A 19,329-nucleotide genomic window follows, 5' to 3' on the forward strand; every position below is an offset into this window, starting at 1 on the left:
AGGCAAGAAGAATACTTGCCTGTTTTTTGAAAGTCCGGCTTATTTAATACCGTATTTTTTGTTGAAGCGATCAACACGTCCGCCAGCTTCAGCGAATTTTTGACGACCAGTGTAGAATGGATGGCATTCTGAACAAGTCTCAACTTTGATTTCTTCTTTAACTGAACCAGTTTCAAAAGTATTCCCGCAAGAGCAAATTACTTTTGATAGTTTATAATTTGGATGAATTCCAGTTTTCATTCTTTTCAGCTCCTTCTGCCCTGAATCATTCGAAACAGAGTTATATACTTCAAGATGAGGAAAATGCATCCTCACATTTATTGTAAAAACACATGACCTCATTATAGCAATTTAAAACTCGTTGTGCAACATTTTGTTTTCAACCTGTTTAAGAGCGCTTTAAACTCGATGATCCTTTTTTCATTTCAAGCATCTCTTCGTCCAACTTACTGAAAAATTCCTCATTGCTTTTTGTCTGTTTTAGACGGCGAAGGAATTTCTCTGCAAAATCTGGGGAATCGGACATCGTTTTACGAATGGCCCAAAGCTTATCCAAACGGTCTTTCGGAATTAATAATTCTTCTTTACGGGTGCCTGAACGGCGAATGTCAATCGCAGGGAAAATGCGTCTTTCAGCAAGTGAGCGGTCTAAGTGAAGCTCCATATTCCCCGTACCTTTAAATTCTTCATAAATAACATCATCCATACGTGATCCAGTATCTACCAAAGCTGTAGCAAGAATCGTTAAGCTACCGCCTTCTTCGATGTTCCTGGCTGCTCCAAAGAAGCGTTTCGGCCGATGGAATGCAGCTGGATCAATCCCACCCGATAACGTTCTACCGCTTGGGGGAATCACTAGGTTATAAGCACGTGCCAAACGAGTAATACTATCCATTAGAATGATGACATCGCGTTTATGCTCAACTAGGCGCATTGCCCGTTCCAATACCAGTTCAGCCACTTTGATATGGTTCTCCGGCACTTCATCGAATGTCGAACTAACGACGTCACCAGCCACTGAACGTTCAATATCCGTTACTTCTTCGGGGCGTTCGTCAATGAGTAAGACAATTAATTCCGCCTCGGGATGATTCGTTGTAATGGCATTGGCCATTTCTTTAATCAACATCGTTTTACCCGCCTTAGGGGGAGCCACGATTAACCCACGTTGGCCAAACCCGACAGGAGCAAGGACATCCATAATTCTTGTTGATAAATTCTTCGTCGTTGTTTCTAATGTAATCTGTCTATTTGGATACAACGGAGTCAACCCAGGGAAATGGACACGTTCCTTAGCAGACTCAGGATTGTCGCCATTAACGGCTTCTACATGTAATAATCCATAATAGCGTTCGTTTTCTTTCGGCGGCCTAACCTTTCCGGATACCTTATCACCATTACGCAAATCAAACCTGCGGATTTGGGAAGCTGAAATATAGATATCCTCCGAGCTTGGAGAGTAATTAATCGGACGCAGGAAACCAAATCCCTCTGAAGGGATAATCTCTAAAACACCTTCCATGAATAGAAGGCCATCTTGTTCGGCTTGAGCTTTTAGGATCGCAAATATAAGTTCTTTTTTCGACAGCTTGCTGTAATAAGAAACTTTATATTCCCGTGCATGCTCATAGAGATCTTTTAATTTCATGTTTTCTAAATTGGAAATCGTTAAATTCATCATGACACCACACTTTTATTAATTAAACGTTTTCACCCATACTGAAAAAGGATTGGTTTGTTAAATGGAAGAGAATCCACAATCCATGTACCTGACCAGAGTTTTCGTAGAAAGGATGATACATTTTACATGTAAAGAAGAAAATTATTTGAAGGCTTCTTGAAGTTTGGAGTGAAAGGGCAGAATTAAATCAATTAGTAGAACAAGCTTTATTTTACTTTTTTTAATTAAATTATTCAACTTAATTTTTTAAAAGAGAAAGCGTGCATGAAACACGCGCGCTTTCCCTCATAACTATTCAAGAGTAAATGGTCTTATCTAATCAAGCCGTTTGGCTTCATTTTCAGAATATGGCGTCCATCGATGAAACGGACCGTTCCTGATTTGGCACGCATGACCACGGATTGTGTCTCGCCATGATGAGCCTTAAATTGTACACCACGAAGAAGTTCACCATCCGTAACGCCAGTCGCAGCAAAAATCGCGTCATCACCACGGACAAGGTCTTCCATTCTCAAGACTTTACCAAGATCAAGTCCCATTTTCCCACAGCGTTTCACTTCTTCTTCATTTTGAGGAAGAAGCTTACCTTGGATTTCTCCTCCAAGACATTTTAATGCTACAGCTGAAATGACTCCCTCAGGAGCTCCACCAGATCCGAATAGAATATCAACACCTGTATGATCGAAAGCCGTATTAATGGCACCGGCTACATCTCCATCGTTGATCAACTTGATACGGGCACCCGCATCGCGAAGTTCTTCGATGATTTTAGAATGGCGTTTACGGTTCAAGACCGTAGCTACCACGTCTTGAATATCCTTATTTTTCGCTTTGGCAACTGCCTTAAGGTTATCTAATACGGATGCATTGATATCGATCAGACCTACCGCTTCAGGACCGACGGCAATTTTATCCATATACATATCAGGAGCATGCAGCAAGTTCCCTTGATCGGCAACAGCCAAAACTGCTAGTGCATTCCATCCGCCTGATGCAACGATATTCGTTCCTTCTAAAGGATCGACTGCAACATCCACTAGTGGTCCAAGGCCTGTACCAAGTTTCTCACCGATATAAAGCATGGGTGCTTCGTCCATTTCCCCTTCACCGATAACGACCGTACCTTGCATGGGTATGCTATTAAAAACATCCCTCATCGCCGTTGTTGCCGCATCATCTGCTTCTTCTTTCTTTCCTCTACCCATCCAACGCGCAGATGCAAGAGCAGCCGCTTCCGTTACACGGACAAGCTCCATCGACAAACTTCTTTCCATTTTTCGTTCCCCCTCAATGTGCAAACATGTTTTATTTATATAATAGTATAGCACATTAAAGCATATAACGTAACACAATAAGGCAATAAGAAAGGGATCAGCTTTTCAGCTGCTCCACTTCTTCTTCTGTCATTTTTTCACGCCAGATCGTTGCACCTAAGCCAGAAAGTTTCTCTACAAGATGACTATATCCACGGTCTATATGTTCAAGACCCGTCACTTCCGTTATTCCTTCTGCCATTAAACCTGCAATTACCAAAGCTGCTCCTGCACGCAAATCGCTCGCTTTGACCTTTGCCCCATGAAGTTGGACCGGGCCGCTAATGATACCCGTCCTGCCTTCCGCTTTAATCTTTGCATTCATGCGGCGTAATTCGTCTATATGCTTAAAGCGTGCTCCGTAAATCGTGTCAGTCACCATGCTTGAACCGCTTGCTTTTGTTAATAACGACGTAAAAGGCTGCTGTAGGTCAGTCGGGAACCCCGGATAAACCAAGGTCTTTATATCAACAGACTTCAGGACCTGACCAGGAGCCACAAATACTTGATCGTCCCCCGCTTCAATTCCGACGCCCATTTCCCGCATTTTGGACGTGAGTGACTCTAAATGTTGGGGAATGACATTATCGATCAATATGCCCTCACCAACAGCAGCAGCTAGAATCATGAAAGTTCCCGCTTCTATCCGATCGGGGATAATCGTATGTTTGCACCCATGAAGGTTATCCACACCATCAATCCGAATGATATCCGTTCCGGCTCCCTTGATTTTCGCTCCCATATTGGTCAACAAGGTAGCCACATCAATAATTTCTGGCTCTTTTGCGGCATTTTCAATTACGGTCCGCCCTTTAGCCAAGACAGCAGCCAACATGATATTGATCGTTGCCCCGACACTGACTACATCCAAATAGATACGGGCACCACGTAGCTCGTCCGCCCTTAAATAAATGGCGCCTTGTTCATTCGTCACTTGTGCTCCTAGTGCTTCGAACCCTTTAATATGCTGATCGATTGGACGAGGTCCTAAATGACATCCTCCAGGCAGTCCAATTACAGCTTTTTTAAATTTCCCTAGCATCGCACCCATCAAATAATAAGAGGCACGCAATTTTTTCACCTTTCCGTTAGGTAGAGGCATAGAAATCATTTTGCTGGGATCTACAGTCATTTCACCATCGTTAAAAACAACAGTACCGCCAATTTCCTCCATTAATTCTTTTAGCATCTGTACATCAGAGATATCCGGCAGGCCTTCTATCGTGACTGGGGAATCTGCCAAAATCGTTGCAGGAATTAAAGCGACAGCACTGTTTTTCGCACCACTGACCCGAATGGTCCCCTTAAGAGGATAACCACCGGCAATTTTAAGTTTTTCCATAATGAACTCCCTTCCACGCTAAGCACTCAAGAAGCTGTATTTTAAATAAAAGTAATATTTTACCACAAGAAAATTGCGTAATCCGACATCATTCACTATCTAGTTTCTTAGTTTACACAAAAATAGAAAAGTCATGTAGAAAAATGAGAAAAATTTCTAATTTTTTTCTTTTTCATCCAATACTCAGCATTCTTTTGCAACTTAGCGGTAGGATTCATTATGCTTCTGTACGAGAGTTCCAGTCTTTCAAGAATGCTTCGATCCCTTTATCCGTTAAAGGATGGTGGAATAATTGCATTAACACTTTATAAGGAATTGTTGCGATATGAGCTCCGTTTAACGCAGCTTGTGTGATATGCATCGGATGGCGAATTGAAGCCGCGATGATTTCTGATTGGATGCCATGGATTGTAAAGATGTCTGCGATATCGGAGATTAAGTCCAATCCATTTTGACCGATATCATCTAAACGTCCTAAGAATGGAGACACATATGTCGCTCCTGCCCTAGCAGCAAGTAACGCTTGGTTGGCACTGAAAATAAGGGTAACATTCGTTTTAACTCCTTGTTTTGTTAAAGCTGCAACAGCCTTCAAGCCATCCGGTGTCATTGGTACTTTGATTGTGATATTTGGTGCAATGGCAACTAGTTCTTTTGCCTCTGCCATCATTCCTTCAAAATCAAGGGAGATAACTTCTGCAGAGACAGATTCCTTTACAAGGCTTGTAATCTCTTTTAGACGATCATGAAAAGAAACGCCTTTTTCTCTTGCTACAAGAGATGGGTTAGTCGTAACCCCTCCTAAGACACCAAGTTCGTAAGCTTGTTTAATTTCTTCCATATTAGCTGTATCAATAAAGAATTTCATGAAAAGTTCCTCCATATGTAAATGAATTTTACGTGCTTGTACACTGCATTTTAATGGTTTGATGAACGAAGGGCAATACCGCCTTGTTCCTATGTGGCCATCAGAGAACAAAAAAATCTCTGATGGACAAACTTCCTTTTAAAAAAATTAAGCTTTGTTATTGGAACCGAATTCGCGAATTTTACCAATGACCGTTTGTTTGATTGCTTCCCGACCAGGTCCTAAGAATTTGCGTGGATCATATACATCCGCATTACTATTTAAGACTTCTCGAACAGCTTTAGTGAAAACGATTTGGTTTTCCGTATTCACATTTATTTTTGATGTTCCCAGTGAAATGGCTTTTTGGATATCTTTTGTCGGAATACCAGTGCCACCATGAAGAACAAGCGGTTTTTTAGTTAGATCACGAACCTCTTCCATTTCCTTATACCCAAGGTTCGGTTCTCCTTTATATGGACCATGGACAGAACCCAATGCCGGAGCAAAGCAGTCTACATCCGTTTCCTTAACAAGAAGTTCACATTCCTTAGGATCAGCATAAACGACACCATCTGCGATGACGTCATCTTCTTGTCCACCTACTGTTCCTACTTCAGCCTCAACGGACACATTGCGGGCGTGAGCGAATTCCACAACCTTCTTAGTCGTTTCAATGTTCTCTTCAATCGGGTGATGGGAAGCATCGATCATTACTGAAGTGAAACCAGCCTCGATAGCTTCTTTACACTTATCAAAGCTAGAACCATGGTCAAGATGAATGGCCACAGGTACGGTGATTTTCATATCTTCCATTAAACCTTGAACCATCATCACAGTTGTTTTGAATCCACCCATGTGACGGGCAGCCCCTTCAGAAACACCAAGAATGACCGGCGATTTTTCTTCTTCTGAAGCAGCCAGAATAGCTTGCGTCCACTCCAGGTTATTAATGTTAAATTGACCTACTGCATACTTTTCATCAAGAGCTTTATTCAGCATATCTTTCATGGAAACTAAAGGCATTTGATTTCCTCCTAATAATGAATGTATTGTTGAAAGTTGTTTCTATCTAGATATTCCCGAAAACTAAAGCATCATACACATAATAACCAGAATATCTCTACTCGTTTAGCATATCAATACATGAAAAAAACAGCAACAAATTGACCATATCACTTAAGCTTCACCCTAAAAAAACACGGCTATCTTAAAGAAGATGCCGTGACGCTTCTTTATTGAGATAAAGATCCATAAACCTAGTTAACTAGATTGGATGGGTAAATATTCACGGACAGCATTTCTAATATCATCGATGTCAAAAGGCTTTGCAAAATGAGTCATCGCCCCTAAGTCCTTTGCTTCTTGTATCATGTCAAGTTCTCCATACGCCGTCATGATGATGACCCGAATATCGGGATCGACCGCTTTCATCCGCTTCAAGATTTCTATTCCATCCATACCGGGTATCTTCATATCCAACAATACAAGATCAGGTGAATCATTGTTAAGAACTTCTAAAGCCTGAATGCCATTCGCAGCTTGAAACGTTTCATACCCTGCTTTATGTAAGACCTCGTTCAATAAAATCCGAATCCCAAACTGGTCATCGACAATTAATATTTTCCCTGACATTTAGCCACCTCTGTTCTCTATTTGTAATGTGAAAATGAATCAGATAATAGATCCCCCTTATGGGTAATTAATTTGGCTTGCTGCAAAACTTCTTTGGAGTTCTATGTCTCTATGTTCATATTCAATAATTGTAACAAAATTCCTGCAATAAGAGTAAATTGATTTTAATTTTTCGGATGACCTTTCTGACAGATAATGACTCGAATGACTGGAAATCTGTTAAAGAAACAAAAAGTCCTTTATAATAGGGGTACTATTTTTTAAAGGAGTTCCTAAATATGTTGAAGATATTTTCTACACAGTTAAGTGGTGTATTTAAGAAGATCATGGAAAAGGATTCTTTCGAAATGGAGGATGCCGGACGCCTATTAGCTCAGGCCGTGGTCGGAGATGGGTCCGTTTTCATTCATGGATTCGGGGAAATGCAAGGAGTTGTTGCGGAAAGCCTTGAGGGGGAGGAACCTTTTCCAAAAGCTAAAAGATACACAGATGATAGTAGGATTTCCCACGAGGATCGGCTTCTGTTATTCAGTCGTCACTCAGATGATCCAGAAGCCATCAAATTTGCTGAACGACTTCATCAGGAAGGCATACCTTTCGTTGCCGTTTCAACCGCGGTTCCATCCGAAGGAACCACACTGGTGGAGCTTGCGGATGTCCACATTGATTTACGCATCCAACGTGGATTAATCCCGGATGAAACGGGAAATCGTTACGGTTACCCGACTCTCATCGCTGCCCTTTTTGCTTATCATGGGATTAAGTTCACGGTCGAGGAAATCATACAAGAATATGAAGATGAATCCGAAGTTTGACCCGACTTCTAGACCAAAACAAAAAAAACAGCCAAACGGCTGTTTTTTTGTTTTTATTATTTTTCGTTATGTTTCAAAGACATACCCACAAAGTCACGGAAAAGTGGTTGTGGACGGTTTGGACGTGATATGAATTCCGGATGGAATTGTGATGCCACGAACCAAGGGTGATCTTGCAATTCTACGATTTCCACTAAACGGCCATCTGGGCTTGTACCAGAGAAGATGAATCCTGCCTCTTCCATGGCTTGGCGATAATGGTTGTTGAATTCATAGCGATGGCGGTGACGTTCATATACGACTTCATCGTTATATGCCTCATATGCTTTTGTACCTTCGATAAGCTTACATGGATATAGACCAAGACGTAAAGTACCACCCAAGTCTTCCACATCTTTCTGTTCTGGTAGAAGGTCAATGATTGGGTCTGGTGTATCTGCATTGATTTCTGCTGAATGCGCTTCAGACAAACCTAGAACATTGCGTGCAAATTCGATGGATGCCAATTGCATACCCAAGCAAATACCGAAGAACGGCGTTTTTGTTGTACGTGCATATTCGATTGCTGCGATTTTCCCTTCGATACCACGATCTCCAAATCCACCAGGGACAAGGATTCCATCTGCATCTTTAAGCAATTCAGCAACATTTTCTTTCGATACATCTTCGGAATTGATCCAATCTACTTCAACGTCCGCATCAAATGCGTAACCTGCATGTTTAAGTGCTTCGACAACAGAAAGGTATGCATCTTGCAATTCAACATATTTACCGACAAGGGCAATTTTCGTTTTCTTCGTCAAAGAAGTAACTTTTTTAACAAGTTCTTTCCAATCTTCCATTTCTGCCACTCCACAATCTAGTTGTAGGTGGTCACACACAATCTGATCCATATTTTGCGCTTGAAGGGCAAGCGGGATTGAATAAAGTGTATCCGCATCAAGACACTCGATTACTGAATCTTTATCGATATCGCAGAATAAAGCGATCTTATCCTTCATATCTTGTGATATCGGTCTTTCAGTACGTGCTACGATGATATTCGGTTGAATACCAAGACTGCGTAATTCCTTAACACTATGCTGTGTTGGTTTTGTTTTCATTTCACCGGCAGCTTTAATGTAAGGAACAAGAGTACAGTGAATATACATGACGTTATTGATTCCAATGTCACTTTTGATTTGACGAATGGCTTCAAGGAATGGAAGAGATTCGATATCGCCGACTGTTCCACCGATTTCAGTGATTACGATATCCGCATTCGTTTCGTTTCCTGAACGGAAAACCCGTTCTTTGATTTCATTGGTAATATGAGGGATAACTTGAACAGTTCCGCCTAAGTAGTCTCCGCGACGTTCTTTTCGTAAAACGGTTGAATAAATTTTACCTGTTGTCACATTGCTGTGTTTACCAAGATTGATGTCGATAAAACGCTCATAGTGACCTAAGTCCAAATCCGTTTCGGCGCCATCATCCGTTACGAACACTTCACCATGTTGGTATGGGCTCATTGTTCCTGGATCCAAGTTGATATATGGGTCGAATTTTTGAATTGTTACATTTAACCCTCTATTTTTTAAAAGCCTTCCTAGAGAAGCTGCTGTTATCCCTTTTCCCAAAGAGGAAACTACTCCACCCGTTACAAAAATATATTTAGTCATCTCATATCCTCCTATGAATGTTTTCATCAACTGCCGTTCTCTTGATTCCATTGAACCTTCTGCCTTTGTTTATTCCGGCAGATATAGACGAACAAACCAGGTCTTACAATCTTATCTCTTAGAAGTAACCAAGAATTCGGACGGTAAGATGGGGTATGCCTGGCATGCCAATTAGATAAGTTCCCTGTGTTTAACATGAACTTTTTACTGATATCTATAGTTTTTACCACTTTACGCGTATTCATTGTAAAAATAAAAAAATGATGTCATTTTAACATTCCATCATCAAAAACAAAAACGCTCCTCTTACAAAAAAGTAAGGGAGCGATATAATTTTAAGATTGTGTCCTTTTTTAAGGAGCCCAAAAATGATTCTACAAATTTCGCCTTAAAAAGTCAAGGGGCGATTATTTATTTCTCTTTTTCGTCGTCTTCTTCATCTTCGTCTTCATCTTCGTCGATTTCGAAAACTTCATCTTCAATAATTTCCTCTTCTAAATCGTCGTCATCATCCACGTCGTCTTCTAAAAGTACTTCGTCGATAACTGCGCCGCCTAAGATTTCATCATCGTCGTCATCGTCATCATCTTCATCCAAGTCATCAATATCTTCCTCGAAATCAAGATCTTCGTCTTCAATATCATCGAAGTCTTCAACGACCACTGCAGCTTTCTTCGCTTTCTTTTTCTTCTTCACTTTTACAACGTGCACGACTTCTTCTTCAATTTGGTCAACCGGGTACCAAGTTTTCAATCCCCAACGGTTTTCCCCAAGTGAAGTAAATCGGCCATCTACATTCAAATCCGTATAGAACTGGGCAATTCTCTTTGCCACTTCCGCTTTTGATAAATGCTGAAGTGAAGCTATTTCACTCATTAAGTCTTTAAATAGAATGGGTTCGTTTTTTTCAACCAACACTTCATATGCGATTTCTATCAAGGACATTTCCATAATTTGCTCTTTCGAGTATTTTTTCAAACTCAAGTTCCGCACTTCCCTTCTCTATTCGAACACGACTAGTCATGTTTTTTCACATAAAAAAATAATCTAAAACAGTATTTCGGTAAAATAACGACAATTCCTGCTAGACATATTATCCATTATAAACAATCTAAATGGGTTTATGCTAGTTCTATCTGATACTTTCACAGATTTTCCCTACTGGCTTATAAAAACTAAATCTATTTCAAGGAAGGTATAAGGGAAAAAGCACCCACAAATAAAGTTAAAAAAGATTTGAGATTGATGTGCGAAATAATCCTTATTTTTTAACATCAGTATCCTCGTTTTGATTCTACCAATCACAAATAGGGGTGAATCATCATCTTTGCCCCTTTTCAAGGAATTTATAAGGTGAATGTTTCATTTTCCGAAAAATGATGAAAATTGGTTCTGAAAAAGGAGCATCCCTTAAGGATACCCCTTCCCTTTTACATATTTCTTCTGTATTGTCCGCCAACCTCATATAATGCACTTGTTATCTGACCCAAGCTCGCGACTTGCACGCAAGTCATCAGTTCGGCAAAAATATTTCCCCCGTTCATTGCCGTGTCCTTTAATCGGTTCAAGGCTTCCTCAACACTTTCCTTGTTTTCTTCCTGGAATGCACGAAGATTCGCGATTTGCCCTTCTTTTTCCTCTTTTGTAGCTCGGGCAACCTCCATGCTGTTCACAGCTTCTTCTGTTGGGGGATTCGGATTCAAATACGTATTCACCCCAATGATTGGGAGTTCCCCTGTATGTTTTTTCATTTCATAATGCATGGATTCATCCTGAATCTTCCCTCGTTGATACTGGGTTTCCATGGCGCCCAACACACCGCCTCTATCATTAATGCTATCGAACTCCCTCAAGACGGCTTCCTCGACTAGTTCAGTCAACTCTTCAATAATGAAGGCACCTTGCATCGGATTTTCATTCTTGGATAGTCCATGTTCTTTCGTAATGATCATCTGAATGGCCATGGCACGGCGTACAGACTCTTCTGTAGGCGTAGTGATGGCTTCGTCGTATGCATTGGTATGAAGCGAGTTGCAATTATCTTGCAGGGCCATTAAGGCCTGTAGCGTTGTCCGTATATCATTGAAGTCGATTTCCTGTGCATGCAGGGAACGTCCCGATGTCTGGATGTGGTATTTTAGCTTCTGGCTGCGTTCATTGGCACCATATTTATCACGCATGACTGTCGCCCATATTCGTCTCGCGACCCTTCCGATAACGGTGTATTCCGGGTCAAGGCCGTTGGAAAAGAAAAATGACAGATTTGGAGCAAAGTCATTGATATCCATGCCGCGGCTTAAGTAATATTCGACATACGTAAAGCCATTCGCCAACGTGAAGGCCAATTGGGAAATAGGATTGGCTCCCGCTTCTGCGATATGATAGCCGGAAATCGAAACCGAGTAATAATTCCGGACCTTTTTATCTATGAAATATGCTTGGATGTCCCCCATCAGCCTTAAGGCAAATTCAGTAGAGAAGATGCAGGTATTTTGCCCTTGATCTTCTTTGAGAATATCAGCCTGAACTGTCCCACGGACCGTTTGAAGCGTATAATCCTGAACTTGTTCATATTCTTCCTTTGTGAGCGAACGGCCTAATTCCCCTTCTTTCAGGCGAACCTGCTGTTCGATTGCCGTATTCATGTACATGGCCAAGATAATGGGCGCAGGGCCATTGATCGTCATGGACACCGAGGTGGATGGGGCGCATAAATCAAAGCCGGCATACAATTTCCTCATATCATCCAACGTGCAGATGTTGACGCCACTCTCTCCTACCTTCCCGTAAATATCCGGCCGGTAATCAGGGTCTTCCCCATATAACGTAACCGAATCAAAGGCGGTACTCAGGCGTTTCGCATCATCATCTTTAGATAGGTAATGAAAACGGCGGTTCGTTCTATCCGGTGACCCTTCGCCGGCAAACTGGCGCTTGGGATCCTCCCCCTCGCGTTTGAATGGGAAAACTCCGGCCGTATACGGGAAATGGCCAGGTACATTTTCTCGATAGACCCACCCTAGTATCTCCCCATAGTCTTCGTATTTAGGAAGGGAAACCCTTGGGATCATTAACCCGGACAAACTTTTCGTCTTTAGGTTTGTGACGATTTCCTTATCCCTGATTTTCGTGACAAGCTGTGTGGCCGAATATTTATCTTTTAACTCGTTCCAGCCAGTCAGGATGGCTTTCGATTCGGCCGATAACTTGGAAACGGTTTCTTTTTTCGATGCCTCAAGTGACTCCACGACAGCTTCCTCACACCCATTTTCCTTGACCGCCACAATCGCCCCTTCCAGCTGGAACAATCTTCTTGCCAGTTTGACTTGTTCACGGGCCTGCTTATGATAATTCCGGACCGTCTCACTGATTTCACGTAAGTAGTACCGCCGGTCAGTTGGAATGATGACATTCTGCTTGTAGACATCCGCTTCTTTTGAAAAAGTCGTGCTCCAATTCGTCCCGGCCTTTTCATTTAACTTTTCGATAAGAACGGCGAATAAAGCATTCGTGCCTGGGTCATTGAATTGCGAGGCGATGGTGCCATATACAGGCATTTCGGAAGTGTCTCGATCAAATAAAGTGTGGCTTCGCTGATACTGTTTCTGAACCTGATTTTTAGCATCTTCAGACCCTTTACGCTCATATTTATTGATGACGATCAAATCGGCATAATCGATCATGTCAATTTTCTCAAGCTGTGAAGGGGCTCCGAATTCACTTGTCATGACATACATGGACACATCGCAAATCTCGGTTATGCCCGCATCTCCCTGGCCGATTCCACTCGTTTCTACGACGATTAAATCAAAGCCTGCCGCCTTGACCACTGAAATGGCATCTTGAATGGCGAGTGAGAGCTCACTTTTTGAATGGCGAGTCGCCAAGCTTCGCATATAGACTCGATTGGAAAAAATGGCGTTCATTCGGATCCGGTCACCAAGCAACGCCCCGCCAGTTTTTTGTTTTGTCGGATCGACAGAAAGGATCGCCACATTCTTCTCCGGAATTTCATTGAGGAAACGTCGGATCAACTCATCAGTCAGTGAGCTTTTCCCAGCTCCTCCCGTTCCTGTAATGCCGAGCACCGGCACCTGTTTTTCCGATGTCTTGACCTGTTCAAGGAGACTTTCTACTGTTGCGGCTGATTCCTGGGCGGCGTCGAGCCTATTTTCTGCACAGGTGATATATTGGGCAACCGCACTCGTTTCTCCTGCAATCAGTTCATCAAAACGGTCCTGCAAGGATGGCTTTACTGTCGAGAAGTCACACTCTGCCATCAAAACGTTGATCATTCCCTGTAGCCCGTACTCGCGGCCCTCATCAGGAGAGAAGATACGGGCAATCCCATATTCATGGAGTTCCTGAATCTCCCTTGGTAAGATGACACCGCCGCCACCAGCGAATATTCGAATGTGTTCGGCTCCCTTTTCTTTCAATAAGTCATACATATATTTAAAGTATTCCACGTGCCCACCTTGGTAGGATGACATCGCGATACCCTGGACATCCTCTTGAATCGCTGCATTCACGATTTCCTCGACCGAGCGGTTATGGCCTAGATGAATGACTTCCGCCCCGCTTGCCTGAAGAATCCTTCTCATAATGTTAATGGATGCATCATGGCCATCGAATAAACTCGAAGCCGTCACGAACCGAATATGGTTTTTAGGTTGATACACTTCAATTGTACTCATTTGACTCCTCCTTATTGAAATGAATTGATATCAGCATGTTTCTGAATCGATACACTATGGGTCAATAATTCTGTTTGGATTTCAACATACTCTTGAAGCGTAAATCTTTTGTGTAAAGCCCATCTTCTAAAACTCCACATCTGTCCCTGAACGAAAATGTTATGGGAGACGAGGCTGATCTGTTGCTTCGTCAAGTGAAGCTCCCCGTTCTTGACACAATTGGTGATGACCTTTTCGAACATGCCCACCATTTCGATTTCCTTGTTTAAAACGTATGGTAAGGCATCCTTGGTCAAGGCTTTCACCTCTTGATACATGACCAATACTTCATCCTGCATCTCATCCATTACCTGATAAAAATAGGCGATTGTCAGTTTCAGGCTGTCTAGCGTCCCATCACTCTGTTCGATTTCCCTCTGAAGTTTCTCCCGGACCTCATCATAAATAAAGTCACAGACGAGATATAGAATGTCTTCCTTCGTCCGGATATACTCGTATAACGTACCGATACTAAAACCGGATGCTTTAGCAATCTCCCTTGTTGTCGTCCGGTGAAACCCCTTCTCTTTAAATAGGTTAACGGCACCTTTAATCATCTGCTTACGCCTTTTCTCGATCAGCCTCTCATCCTTGACAGACGCTTGAACTTCTCTTTTTTCCATTTCTTAAACCCCTTTTAGAAAGCTCACCCTTCACCTTCAGGGAGCCTTTCAGAAAAATGAAAAGGGTATTCCGGGAGGCGGAAGGGCCTCTCCGGAAAACCTGGTTTCAACTCTATTTAGTTATCATCCTTGAGATGACCAGTTTTTGAATTTCCTGTGTTCCCTCATAAATTTGGGTGATCTTTGCATCGCGCATAAAGCGTTCAACCGGGTAATCTTTTGTATATCCATACCCGCCAAACACTTGAACAGCCTCCGTTGTTACTTTCATGGCTGTGTCCCCGGCAAAAAGTTTCGACATGGCGGATTCCTTTCCATAAGGAAGGCCCACAGACTCCAGCCAAGCCGCTTGATACGTTAAGAGTCGCGAAGCCTCGACACCTGTCGCCATATCCGCCAATTTAAAACCGATTCCCTGCTGTGCGGAGATAGGTTTTCCAAACTGGACGCGTTCTTTTGCATAACCAACCGCCGCATCCAAGGCTCCTTGGGCAATACCGACTGCCTGAGCGGCAATTCCGTTACGTCCGCCATCAAGAGTCATCATCGCGATTTTGAACCCTTCGCCTTCTTTTCCCAAAAGATTTTCTTTTGGTACACGGCATTCATCAAAAATGATTTCAGTTGTCGGTGAAGAACGAATTCCGAGTTTTTTCTCTTTTTTACCTACACTGAAGCCTGGAAAATCCTTCTCGACAATAAAGGCACTTGTTCCTTTTTGTTTAGACTCCGGATCTGTCAATGCAAATACTACATACGTATCGGCGATACCACCGTTCGTGATGAAAATCTTCGAACCATTGATGATGTATTCATCTCCTACAAGCTTTGCAGTCGTTCTCATGCCACCGGCATCAGACCCTGAGCTTGGTTCCGTCAAACCATATGCACCGATTTTTTCACCTTGAGCCATCGGGCGAAGGTATTTTTGTTTCTGTTCTTCCGAACCAAATTTATAGATTGGCCAACCAGCAAGGGATGTATGGGCCGAAAGCGTAACACCCGTAGAGGCACATACACGGGATAGTTCTTCGATTGCGATACAATACGCAAGATAATCGCTTCCGATGCCACCGTATTCTTCTGGCCATGGAATTCCGGTCAGTCCAAGTTCAGCCATTTTATCAAAAATCTCACGGTCAAACCGTTCTTCTTCATCTCTTTCGGCTGCTGTTGGAGCCACTTCATTTTCAGCAAAATCACGCACCATTTTCCTGATCATTTCATGTTCTTCCGTTAATTTAAATTGCATATCCATGTCCCCCATCTTCTTGGTTTTAGAGATGTTTATTAATGACGATCCTTTGTATCTCACTGGTTCCTTCATAAATTTCCGTCACCTTGGCATCCCGGAAGTAACGTTCGACCGGGTATTCCGTTGTATACCCGTACCCTCCGTATACCTGAATGGCCTCAGTTGTCACTTCTACAGCCGTCTTCGATGAAAACAACTTTGCCATCGATGCCTCCTTGCCGCAAGGTAACCCAAGCGACTGAAGATAGGTCGCTTGATAGACTAATAACCTGGAAGCCTCGATGTTCGTGGCCATTTCGGCCAATTTGAAACCGATGCCTTGCTGCATGGCAATCGGTCTGCCGAATTGCACCCTGCTCTTTGCATACTCGACAGCATGTTTCATGGCGCCTTCTGCAATACCGAGGGCTTGAGAAGCAATGCCTATTCTTCCAACGTTCAGGTTGGCCATTGCAATTTTGAACCCTTCACCCTCGTTACCAAGGAGATTCTCAGCTGGTATTCTCATATCTTCAAAGGTTACCTGTACCGTACTGGAACCATGAAGTCCCATTTTCCGCTCATTTTTCCCGAAAATAAGGCCAGGTGTTCCTCTTTCTACGATAAAGGCAGAAATGCCCTTGCTTTTCTTACTCGGATCACTGGAAGCGAATACAATGTAAACATCTGCCTCCGCTCCATTTGTGATGAATACCTTTGAACCGTTCAGCCGGTAGGTGTCGCCTTCCTTTACGGCTTTTGTTTTCAAACTCGCAGCATCGGATCCTGAACTTTGTTCCGTCAAACAGAAGGCACCTAAGTATTCACCTGCAGCAAGCTTCGGGACAAACCTCTCTTTCTGTTCTTCCGTTCCGAAGTAAACGATTGGATTCGTGCCAACGGAAGTATGGACCGAAAGTATGACACCCAGAGTCGGGCTCACTTTAGAAATTTCATTGATGGCAATGATATAAGACATGAAATCCATCCCTGCTCCACCATATTGCTCTGGGATCGGGATACCCATCAGTCCAAGTTCACCCATTTTACGGAGGATCTTTTTGGGAAACTCCCCTCTTTCCATCGATTCTATATGGGGCTCTATCTCCTTTTCGGCAAAATCACGGACCATCTTGCGCATCATTTCCTGCTCTTCTGTGAATTGGAAATCCATCCCTACATTCCTCCCCTGATGCCCTTGCTCTACCTGAAGACTAACTGTATTCATAAAAACCACGTCCTGACTTCTTACCAAGCCAACCTGCTTTTACATATTTCCTCAATAACGGACATGGACGGTATTTGTCGTCCCCTAACCCATCATGGAGGGTTTCCATTATGTATAAACATGTATCCAGGCCAATGAAGTCCGCGAGTGTAAGTGGTCCCATGGGATGATTCATGCCTAACTTCATGACGTCATCGATCGCCTCTTTGGTTGCTACACCCTCGTATAGGGTATAAACCGCCTCATTGATCATTGGCATCAGTATCCGGTTCGCAACGAATCCAGGAAAATCATTCACTTCGACCGGGACCTTACTTAAGGACTTTGCCATTTCCTCAATTTCTTCATATACGTCGTCTGCTGTAGCAAGGCCACGGATGATCTCGACCAGCTTCATGACCGGAACCGGATTCATGAAATGCATGCCGATCACCTTCTCCGGCCTTTTTGTCGCAGCAGCTATTTCCGTAATGGGAAGCGATGACGTATTGGTCGCCAGTATGACATGCTTCGGGGCGATTTCATCCAATTGGGCAAAAAGCTTCGTTTTGATTTCCATATTTTCAATGGCTGCTTCAATGACCAAATCCACATCTTTCGCTTGATTCAAATCCGTTGATGCTGTCAACCGGGATAACGTTGCCTCTTTATCTTCAGCAGGCAGTTTTCCTTTTTCTACTTGTCGTGAAAGGTTCTTGGTAATCGTACCTAATCCCTTTTCTACATATTCTTCTTTCAAGTCATGCAATAGAACATCATAGCCGCTCATTGCGCATACCTGGGCAATACCAGAACCCATTTGCCCTGCACCAATGACCATCACCTTTTGAATGCCCATCCAAAATCCCTCCTTAGTTATCTAGCAATCTATTTTCCCTGCGTTGGCACTTCTATTAAAATGGCATCTCCCTGACCGCCGCCACTGCAAATGGCTGCAATGCCCAATCCGCCGCCGCGACGTTTCAATTCATGCATAAGCGTGATGATGATGCGGGCTCCACTAGCCCCAATCGGATGTCCTAATGCTACGGCACCACCGTTTACATTTACTTTTTCAGGATTGACATTCGCAATCTTCCCACTGGCTAGGGCGACAGCGGCAAAGGCTTCATTGATTTCAAATAAATCTATGTCCTCGATGGATTTACCGGACTTTTTCAAGAGTTCATTGATGACCAAACCAGGTGTTTTGGGAAAGTCTTTGGCTTCCACAGCCACTTCTGCATGGCTCAAAATATAGGCAAAAGGCGTTACCCCTTCTTTTTCTGCACGTTCTTCACTCATTAAGACAAGGGCTCCCGCTCCGTCATTGACCCCTGGGGCATTTCCAGCCGTGATGGTCCCTTCGTTATTAAAGGCCGGACCTAATTTGGCCAGCTTCTCGGCTGATGTATCTTTTCTTGGGCCTTCATCATGCTCAATCGTCATAGGCGTTCCTTTTCTTACCGGAACCTCTACGGCAATGATCTCTTCAGCCAAAATTCCGGCATCGATTGCCTTAATGGCCTTTTGGTGACTTTCATAAGCCCAGCTATCCTGCTGCTCACGCGTAAGTTCCAGTTCTGCAGCTGTACTGTTTCCATACGTCCCCATATGTACGCCTGTAAAGCTACAGCTAAGGCCATCCGAGATCATCGTATCCTTCAGCTGACCATCGCCCATCCGTAGTCCCCATCTCGCTTTCGGGAGAATGTATGGTGCGTTGCTCATCGATTCCATTCCACCAGCAACGATGATTTCTTCCTCCCCTAAGCGAATAATCTGATCTGCCAATGTCACGCTTCGAAGACCTGAGGCGCAAACTTTGTTTATCGTTTCCGTTTTCACTTCCCAAGGTAACCCTGCATTACGTACTGCTTGCCGAGAAGGGATCTGCCCTTGCCCCGCTTGGAGCACATTCCCCATAATGACCTCGCCTACCTTGCTTCCATCAATCCCTGCCCGTTCAACCGCTTCTTTGATTGCTATTCCACCAAGCTGTGAGGCTGTCAAACTGCTGAGGCCCCCGCCGAACTTACCAAAAGGTGTTCTCACACCGCTAATGATCACTGTTTTCGTCATTATTCATTTCCTCCTCAGGTAAATTGATTGAACGCTCGCTCGATGTCCGTATAAAAAAATTTGAAAGCGCTTAATTCCATTTTACATATTTTTTACAAAAATTAAAATATTTAGTTTATATAAAAGAGAAATTGCCTGCTTCTAGTGAATGTA

16 protein-coding genes are annotated in these 19,329 nt (G+C 43.1%); 1 reads left to right on the forward strand and 15 read right to left on the reverse strand.

The features are described 5' to 3' along the window. Window positions 1-39: 39 nt before the first annotated feature. The 7 genes from rpmE to ACIQXU_RS15055 form a co-directional block, all read right to left on the reverse strand. The gene (gene rpmE / locus ACIQXU_RS15025; protein ID WP_034315847.1) at window positions 40-240 is read right to left on the reverse strand and encodes a 50S ribosomal protein L31; all 201 of its coding nucleotides are present in this window, start codon (window positions 238-240) and stop codon (window positions 40-42) included. Between the two features lie 148 nt (window positions 241-388). Further along, on the reverse strand, window positions 389-1,678 hold the full coding sequence (gene rho, locus ACIQXU_RS15030) for a transcription termination factor Rho (RefSeq protein ID WP_402870287.1): 1,290 nt from the start codon (window positions 1,676-1,678) through the stop codon (window positions 389-391). Between the two features lie 314 nt (window positions 1,679-1,992). After that, window positions 1,993-2,955 (reverse strand): class II fructose-bisphosphatase, encoded by a 963-nt coding sequence (glpX, locus tag ACIQXU_RS15035; RefSeq protein WP_402870284.1) that lies wholly within the window; start codon window positions 2,953-2,955, stop codon window positions 1,993-1,995. A gap of 97 nt (window positions 2,956-3,052) precedes the next feature. Continuing rightward, window positions 3,053-4,336 carry a UDP-N-acetylglucosamine 1-carboxyvinyltransferase gene (locus ACIQXU_RS15040; RefSeq protein ID WP_402990497.1) on the reverse strand — a complete coding sequence of 428 codons (1,284 nt, stop codon included), beginning with the start codon at window positions 4,334-4,336 and terminating at the stop codon, window positions 3,053-3,055. A gap of 217 nt (window positions 4,337-4,553) precedes the next feature. Beyond that, window positions 4,554-5,204 (reverse strand): fructose-6-phosphate aldolase, encoded by a 651-nt coding sequence (fsa, locus tag ACIQXU_RS15045; RefSeq protein ID WP_402870279.1) that lies wholly within the window; start codon window positions 5,202-5,204, stop codon window positions 4,554-4,556. Window positions 5,205-5,351: 147 nt separating this feature from the next. Further along, entirely contained in the window at window positions 5,352-6,209 is an 858-nt protein-coding gene (locus ACIQXU_RS15050; protein WP_402870278.1) for a class II fructose-bisphosphate aldolase, read from the reverse strand. Window positions 6,210-6,446: 237 nt separating this feature from the next. Next, on the reverse strand, window positions 6,447-6,818 hold the full coding sequence (locus ACIQXU_RS15055) for a response regulator (RefSeq protein WP_402870275.1): 372 nt from the start codon (window positions 6,816-6,818) through the stop codon (window positions 6,447-6,449). A 278-nt stretch (window positions 6,819-7,096) separates the two neighbouring features. On the opposite strand from ACIQXU_RS15055, the gene ACIQXU_RS15060 reads away from it, so the two are divergent. Next, window positions 7,097-7,633, forward strand: a complete 537-nt coding sequence (locus ACIQXU_RS15060) for a DUF2529 domain-containing protein (RefSeq protein WP_402954905.1) — start codon at window positions 7,097-7,099, stop codon at window positions 7,631-7,633. Window positions 7,634-7,689: 56 nt separating this feature from the next. Here ACIQXU_RS15060 and ACIQXU_RS15065 read toward each other — a convergent pair whose 3' ends face one another. The 8 genes from ACIQXU_RS15065 to ACIQXU_RS15100 form a co-directional block, all read right to left on the reverse strand. After that, the gene (locus tag ACIQXU_RS15065; RefSeq protein ID WP_402954908.1) at window positions 7,690-9,294 is read right to left on the reverse strand and encodes a CTP synthase; all 1,605 of its coding nucleotides are present in this window, start codon (window positions 9,292-9,294) and stop codon (window positions 7,690-7,692) included. 411 nt (window positions 9,295-9,705) lie between these two features. Then, window positions 9,706-10,278, reverse strand: coding sequence for a DNA-directed RNA polymerase subunit delta (rpoE, locus tag ACIQXU_RS15070; RefSeq protein WP_402870265.1), 573 nt, complete (start codon window positions 10,276-10,278; stop codon window positions 9,706-9,708). Window positions 10,279-10,724: 446 nt separating this feature from the next. Further along, complete coding sequence (gene icmF / locus ACIQXU_RS15075; RefSeq protein ID WP_402990500.1) at window positions 10,725-13,991, reverse strand: fused isobutyryl-CoA mutase/GTPase IcmF; 3,267 nt, start codon at window positions 13,989-13,991, stop codon at window positions 10,725-10,727. An 11-nt stretch (window positions 13,992-14,002) separates the two neighbouring features. Continuing rightward, window positions 14,003-14,653 (reverse strand): TetR/AcrR family transcriptional regulator, encoded by a 651-nt coding sequence (locus tag ACIQXU_RS15080; protein WP_402990503.1) that lies wholly within the window; start codon window positions 14,651-14,653, stop codon window positions 14,003-14,005. A gap of 112 nt (window positions 14,654-14,765) precedes the next feature. Continuing rightward, complete coding sequence (locus ACIQXU_RS15085) at window positions 14,766-15,905, reverse strand: acyl-CoA dehydrogenase (RefSeq protein WP_402954918.1); 1,140 nt, start codon at window positions 15,903-15,905, stop codon at window positions 14,766-14,768. 25 nt (window positions 15,906-15,930) lie between these two features. Beyond that, window positions 15,931-17,061, reverse strand: coding sequence for an acyl-CoA dehydrogenase (locus ACIQXU_RS15090; protein WP_402871309.1), 1,131 nt, complete (start codon window positions 17,059-17,061; stop codon window positions 15,931-15,933). 40 nt (window positions 17,062-17,101) lie between these two features. After that, entirely contained in the window at window positions 17,102-17,953 is an 852-nt protein-coding gene (locus tag ACIQXU_RS15095; RefSeq protein WP_402870256.1) for a 3-hydroxybutyryl-CoA dehydrogenase, read from the reverse strand. A 29-nt stretch (window positions 17,954-17,982) separates the two neighbouring features. After that, window positions 17,983-19,176, reverse strand: coding sequence for an acetyl-CoA C-acetyltransferase (locus ACIQXU_RS15100; RefSeq protein ID WP_402990506.1), 1,194 nt, complete (start codon window positions 19,174-19,176; stop codon window positions 17,983-17,985). Between the last annotated feature and the right edge of the window lie 153 nt (window positions 19,177-19,329).

Source organism: Peribacillus sp. NPDC097284, from assembly GCF_044761765.1.
Lineage (GTDB): Bacteria > Bacillota > Bacilli > Bacillales > DSM-1321 > Peribacillus.

Excerpts from the sequence above, each read along its gene's own strand:
- ACIQXU_RS15095 (WP_402870256.1), bottom strand. The coding sequence starts at position 17,953 with ATGGGCATTCAAAAGGTGATGGTCATTGGTGCAGGGCAAATGGGTTCT.
- ACIQXU_RS15060 (WP_402954905.1), top strand. The coding sequence starts at position 7,097 with ATGTTGAAGATATTTTCTACACAGTTAAGTGGTGTATTTAAGAAGATC.
- fsa (WP_402870279.1), bottom strand. The coding sequence starts at position 5,204 with ATGAAATTCTTTATTGATACAGCTAATATGGAAGAAATTAAACAAGCT.
- rho (WP_402870287.1), bottom strand. The coding sequence starts at position 1,678 with ATGAATTTAACGATTTCCAATTTAGAAAACATGAAATTAAAAGATCTC.
- rpmE (WP_034315847.1), bottom strand. The coding sequence starts at position 240 with ATGAAAACTGGAATTCATCCAAATTATAAACTATCAAAAGTAATTTGC.
- ACIQXU_RS15055 (WP_402870275.1), bottom strand. The coding sequence starts at position 6,818 with ATGTCAGGGAAAATATTAATTGTCGATGACCAGTTTGGGATTCGGATT.
- ACIQXU_RS15040 (WP_402990497.1), bottom strand. The coding sequence starts at position 4,336 with ATGGAAAAACTTAAAATTGCCGGTGGTTATCCTCTTAAGGGGACCATT.
- ACIQXU_RS15090 (WP_402871309.1), bottom strand. The coding sequence starts at position 17,061 with ATGGATTTCCAATTCACAGAAGAGCAGGAAATGATGCGCAAGATGGTC.
- glpX (WP_402870284.1), bottom strand. The coding sequence starts at position 2,955 with ATGGAAAGAAGTTTGTCGATGGAGCTTGTCCGTGTAACGGAAGCGGCT.
- ACIQXU_RS15085 (WP_402954918.1), bottom strand. The coding sequence starts at position 15,905 with ATGCAATTTAAATTAACGGAAGAACATGAAATGATCAGGAAAATGGTG.
- ACIQXU_RS15050 (WP_402870278.1), bottom strand. The coding sequence starts at position 6,209 with ATGCCTTTAGTTTCCATGAAAGATATGCTGAATAAAGCTCTTGATGAA.
- ACIQXU_RS15100 (WP_402990506.1), bottom strand. The coding sequence starts at position 19,176 with ATGACGAAAACAGTGATCATTAGCGGTGTGAGAACACCTTTTGGTAAG.
- ACIQXU_RS15065 (WP_402954908.1), bottom strand. The coding sequence starts at position 9,294 with ATGACTAAATATATTTTTGTAACGGGTGGAGTAGTTTCCTCTTTGGGA.
- icmF (WP_402990500.1), bottom strand. The coding sequence starts at position 13,991 with ATGAGTACAATTGAAGTGTATCAACCTAAAAACCATATTCGGTTCGTG.
- ACIQXU_RS15080 (WP_402990503.1), bottom strand. The coding sequence starts at position 14,653 with ATGGAAAAAAGAGAAGTTCAAGCGTCTGTCAAGGATGAGAGGCTGATC.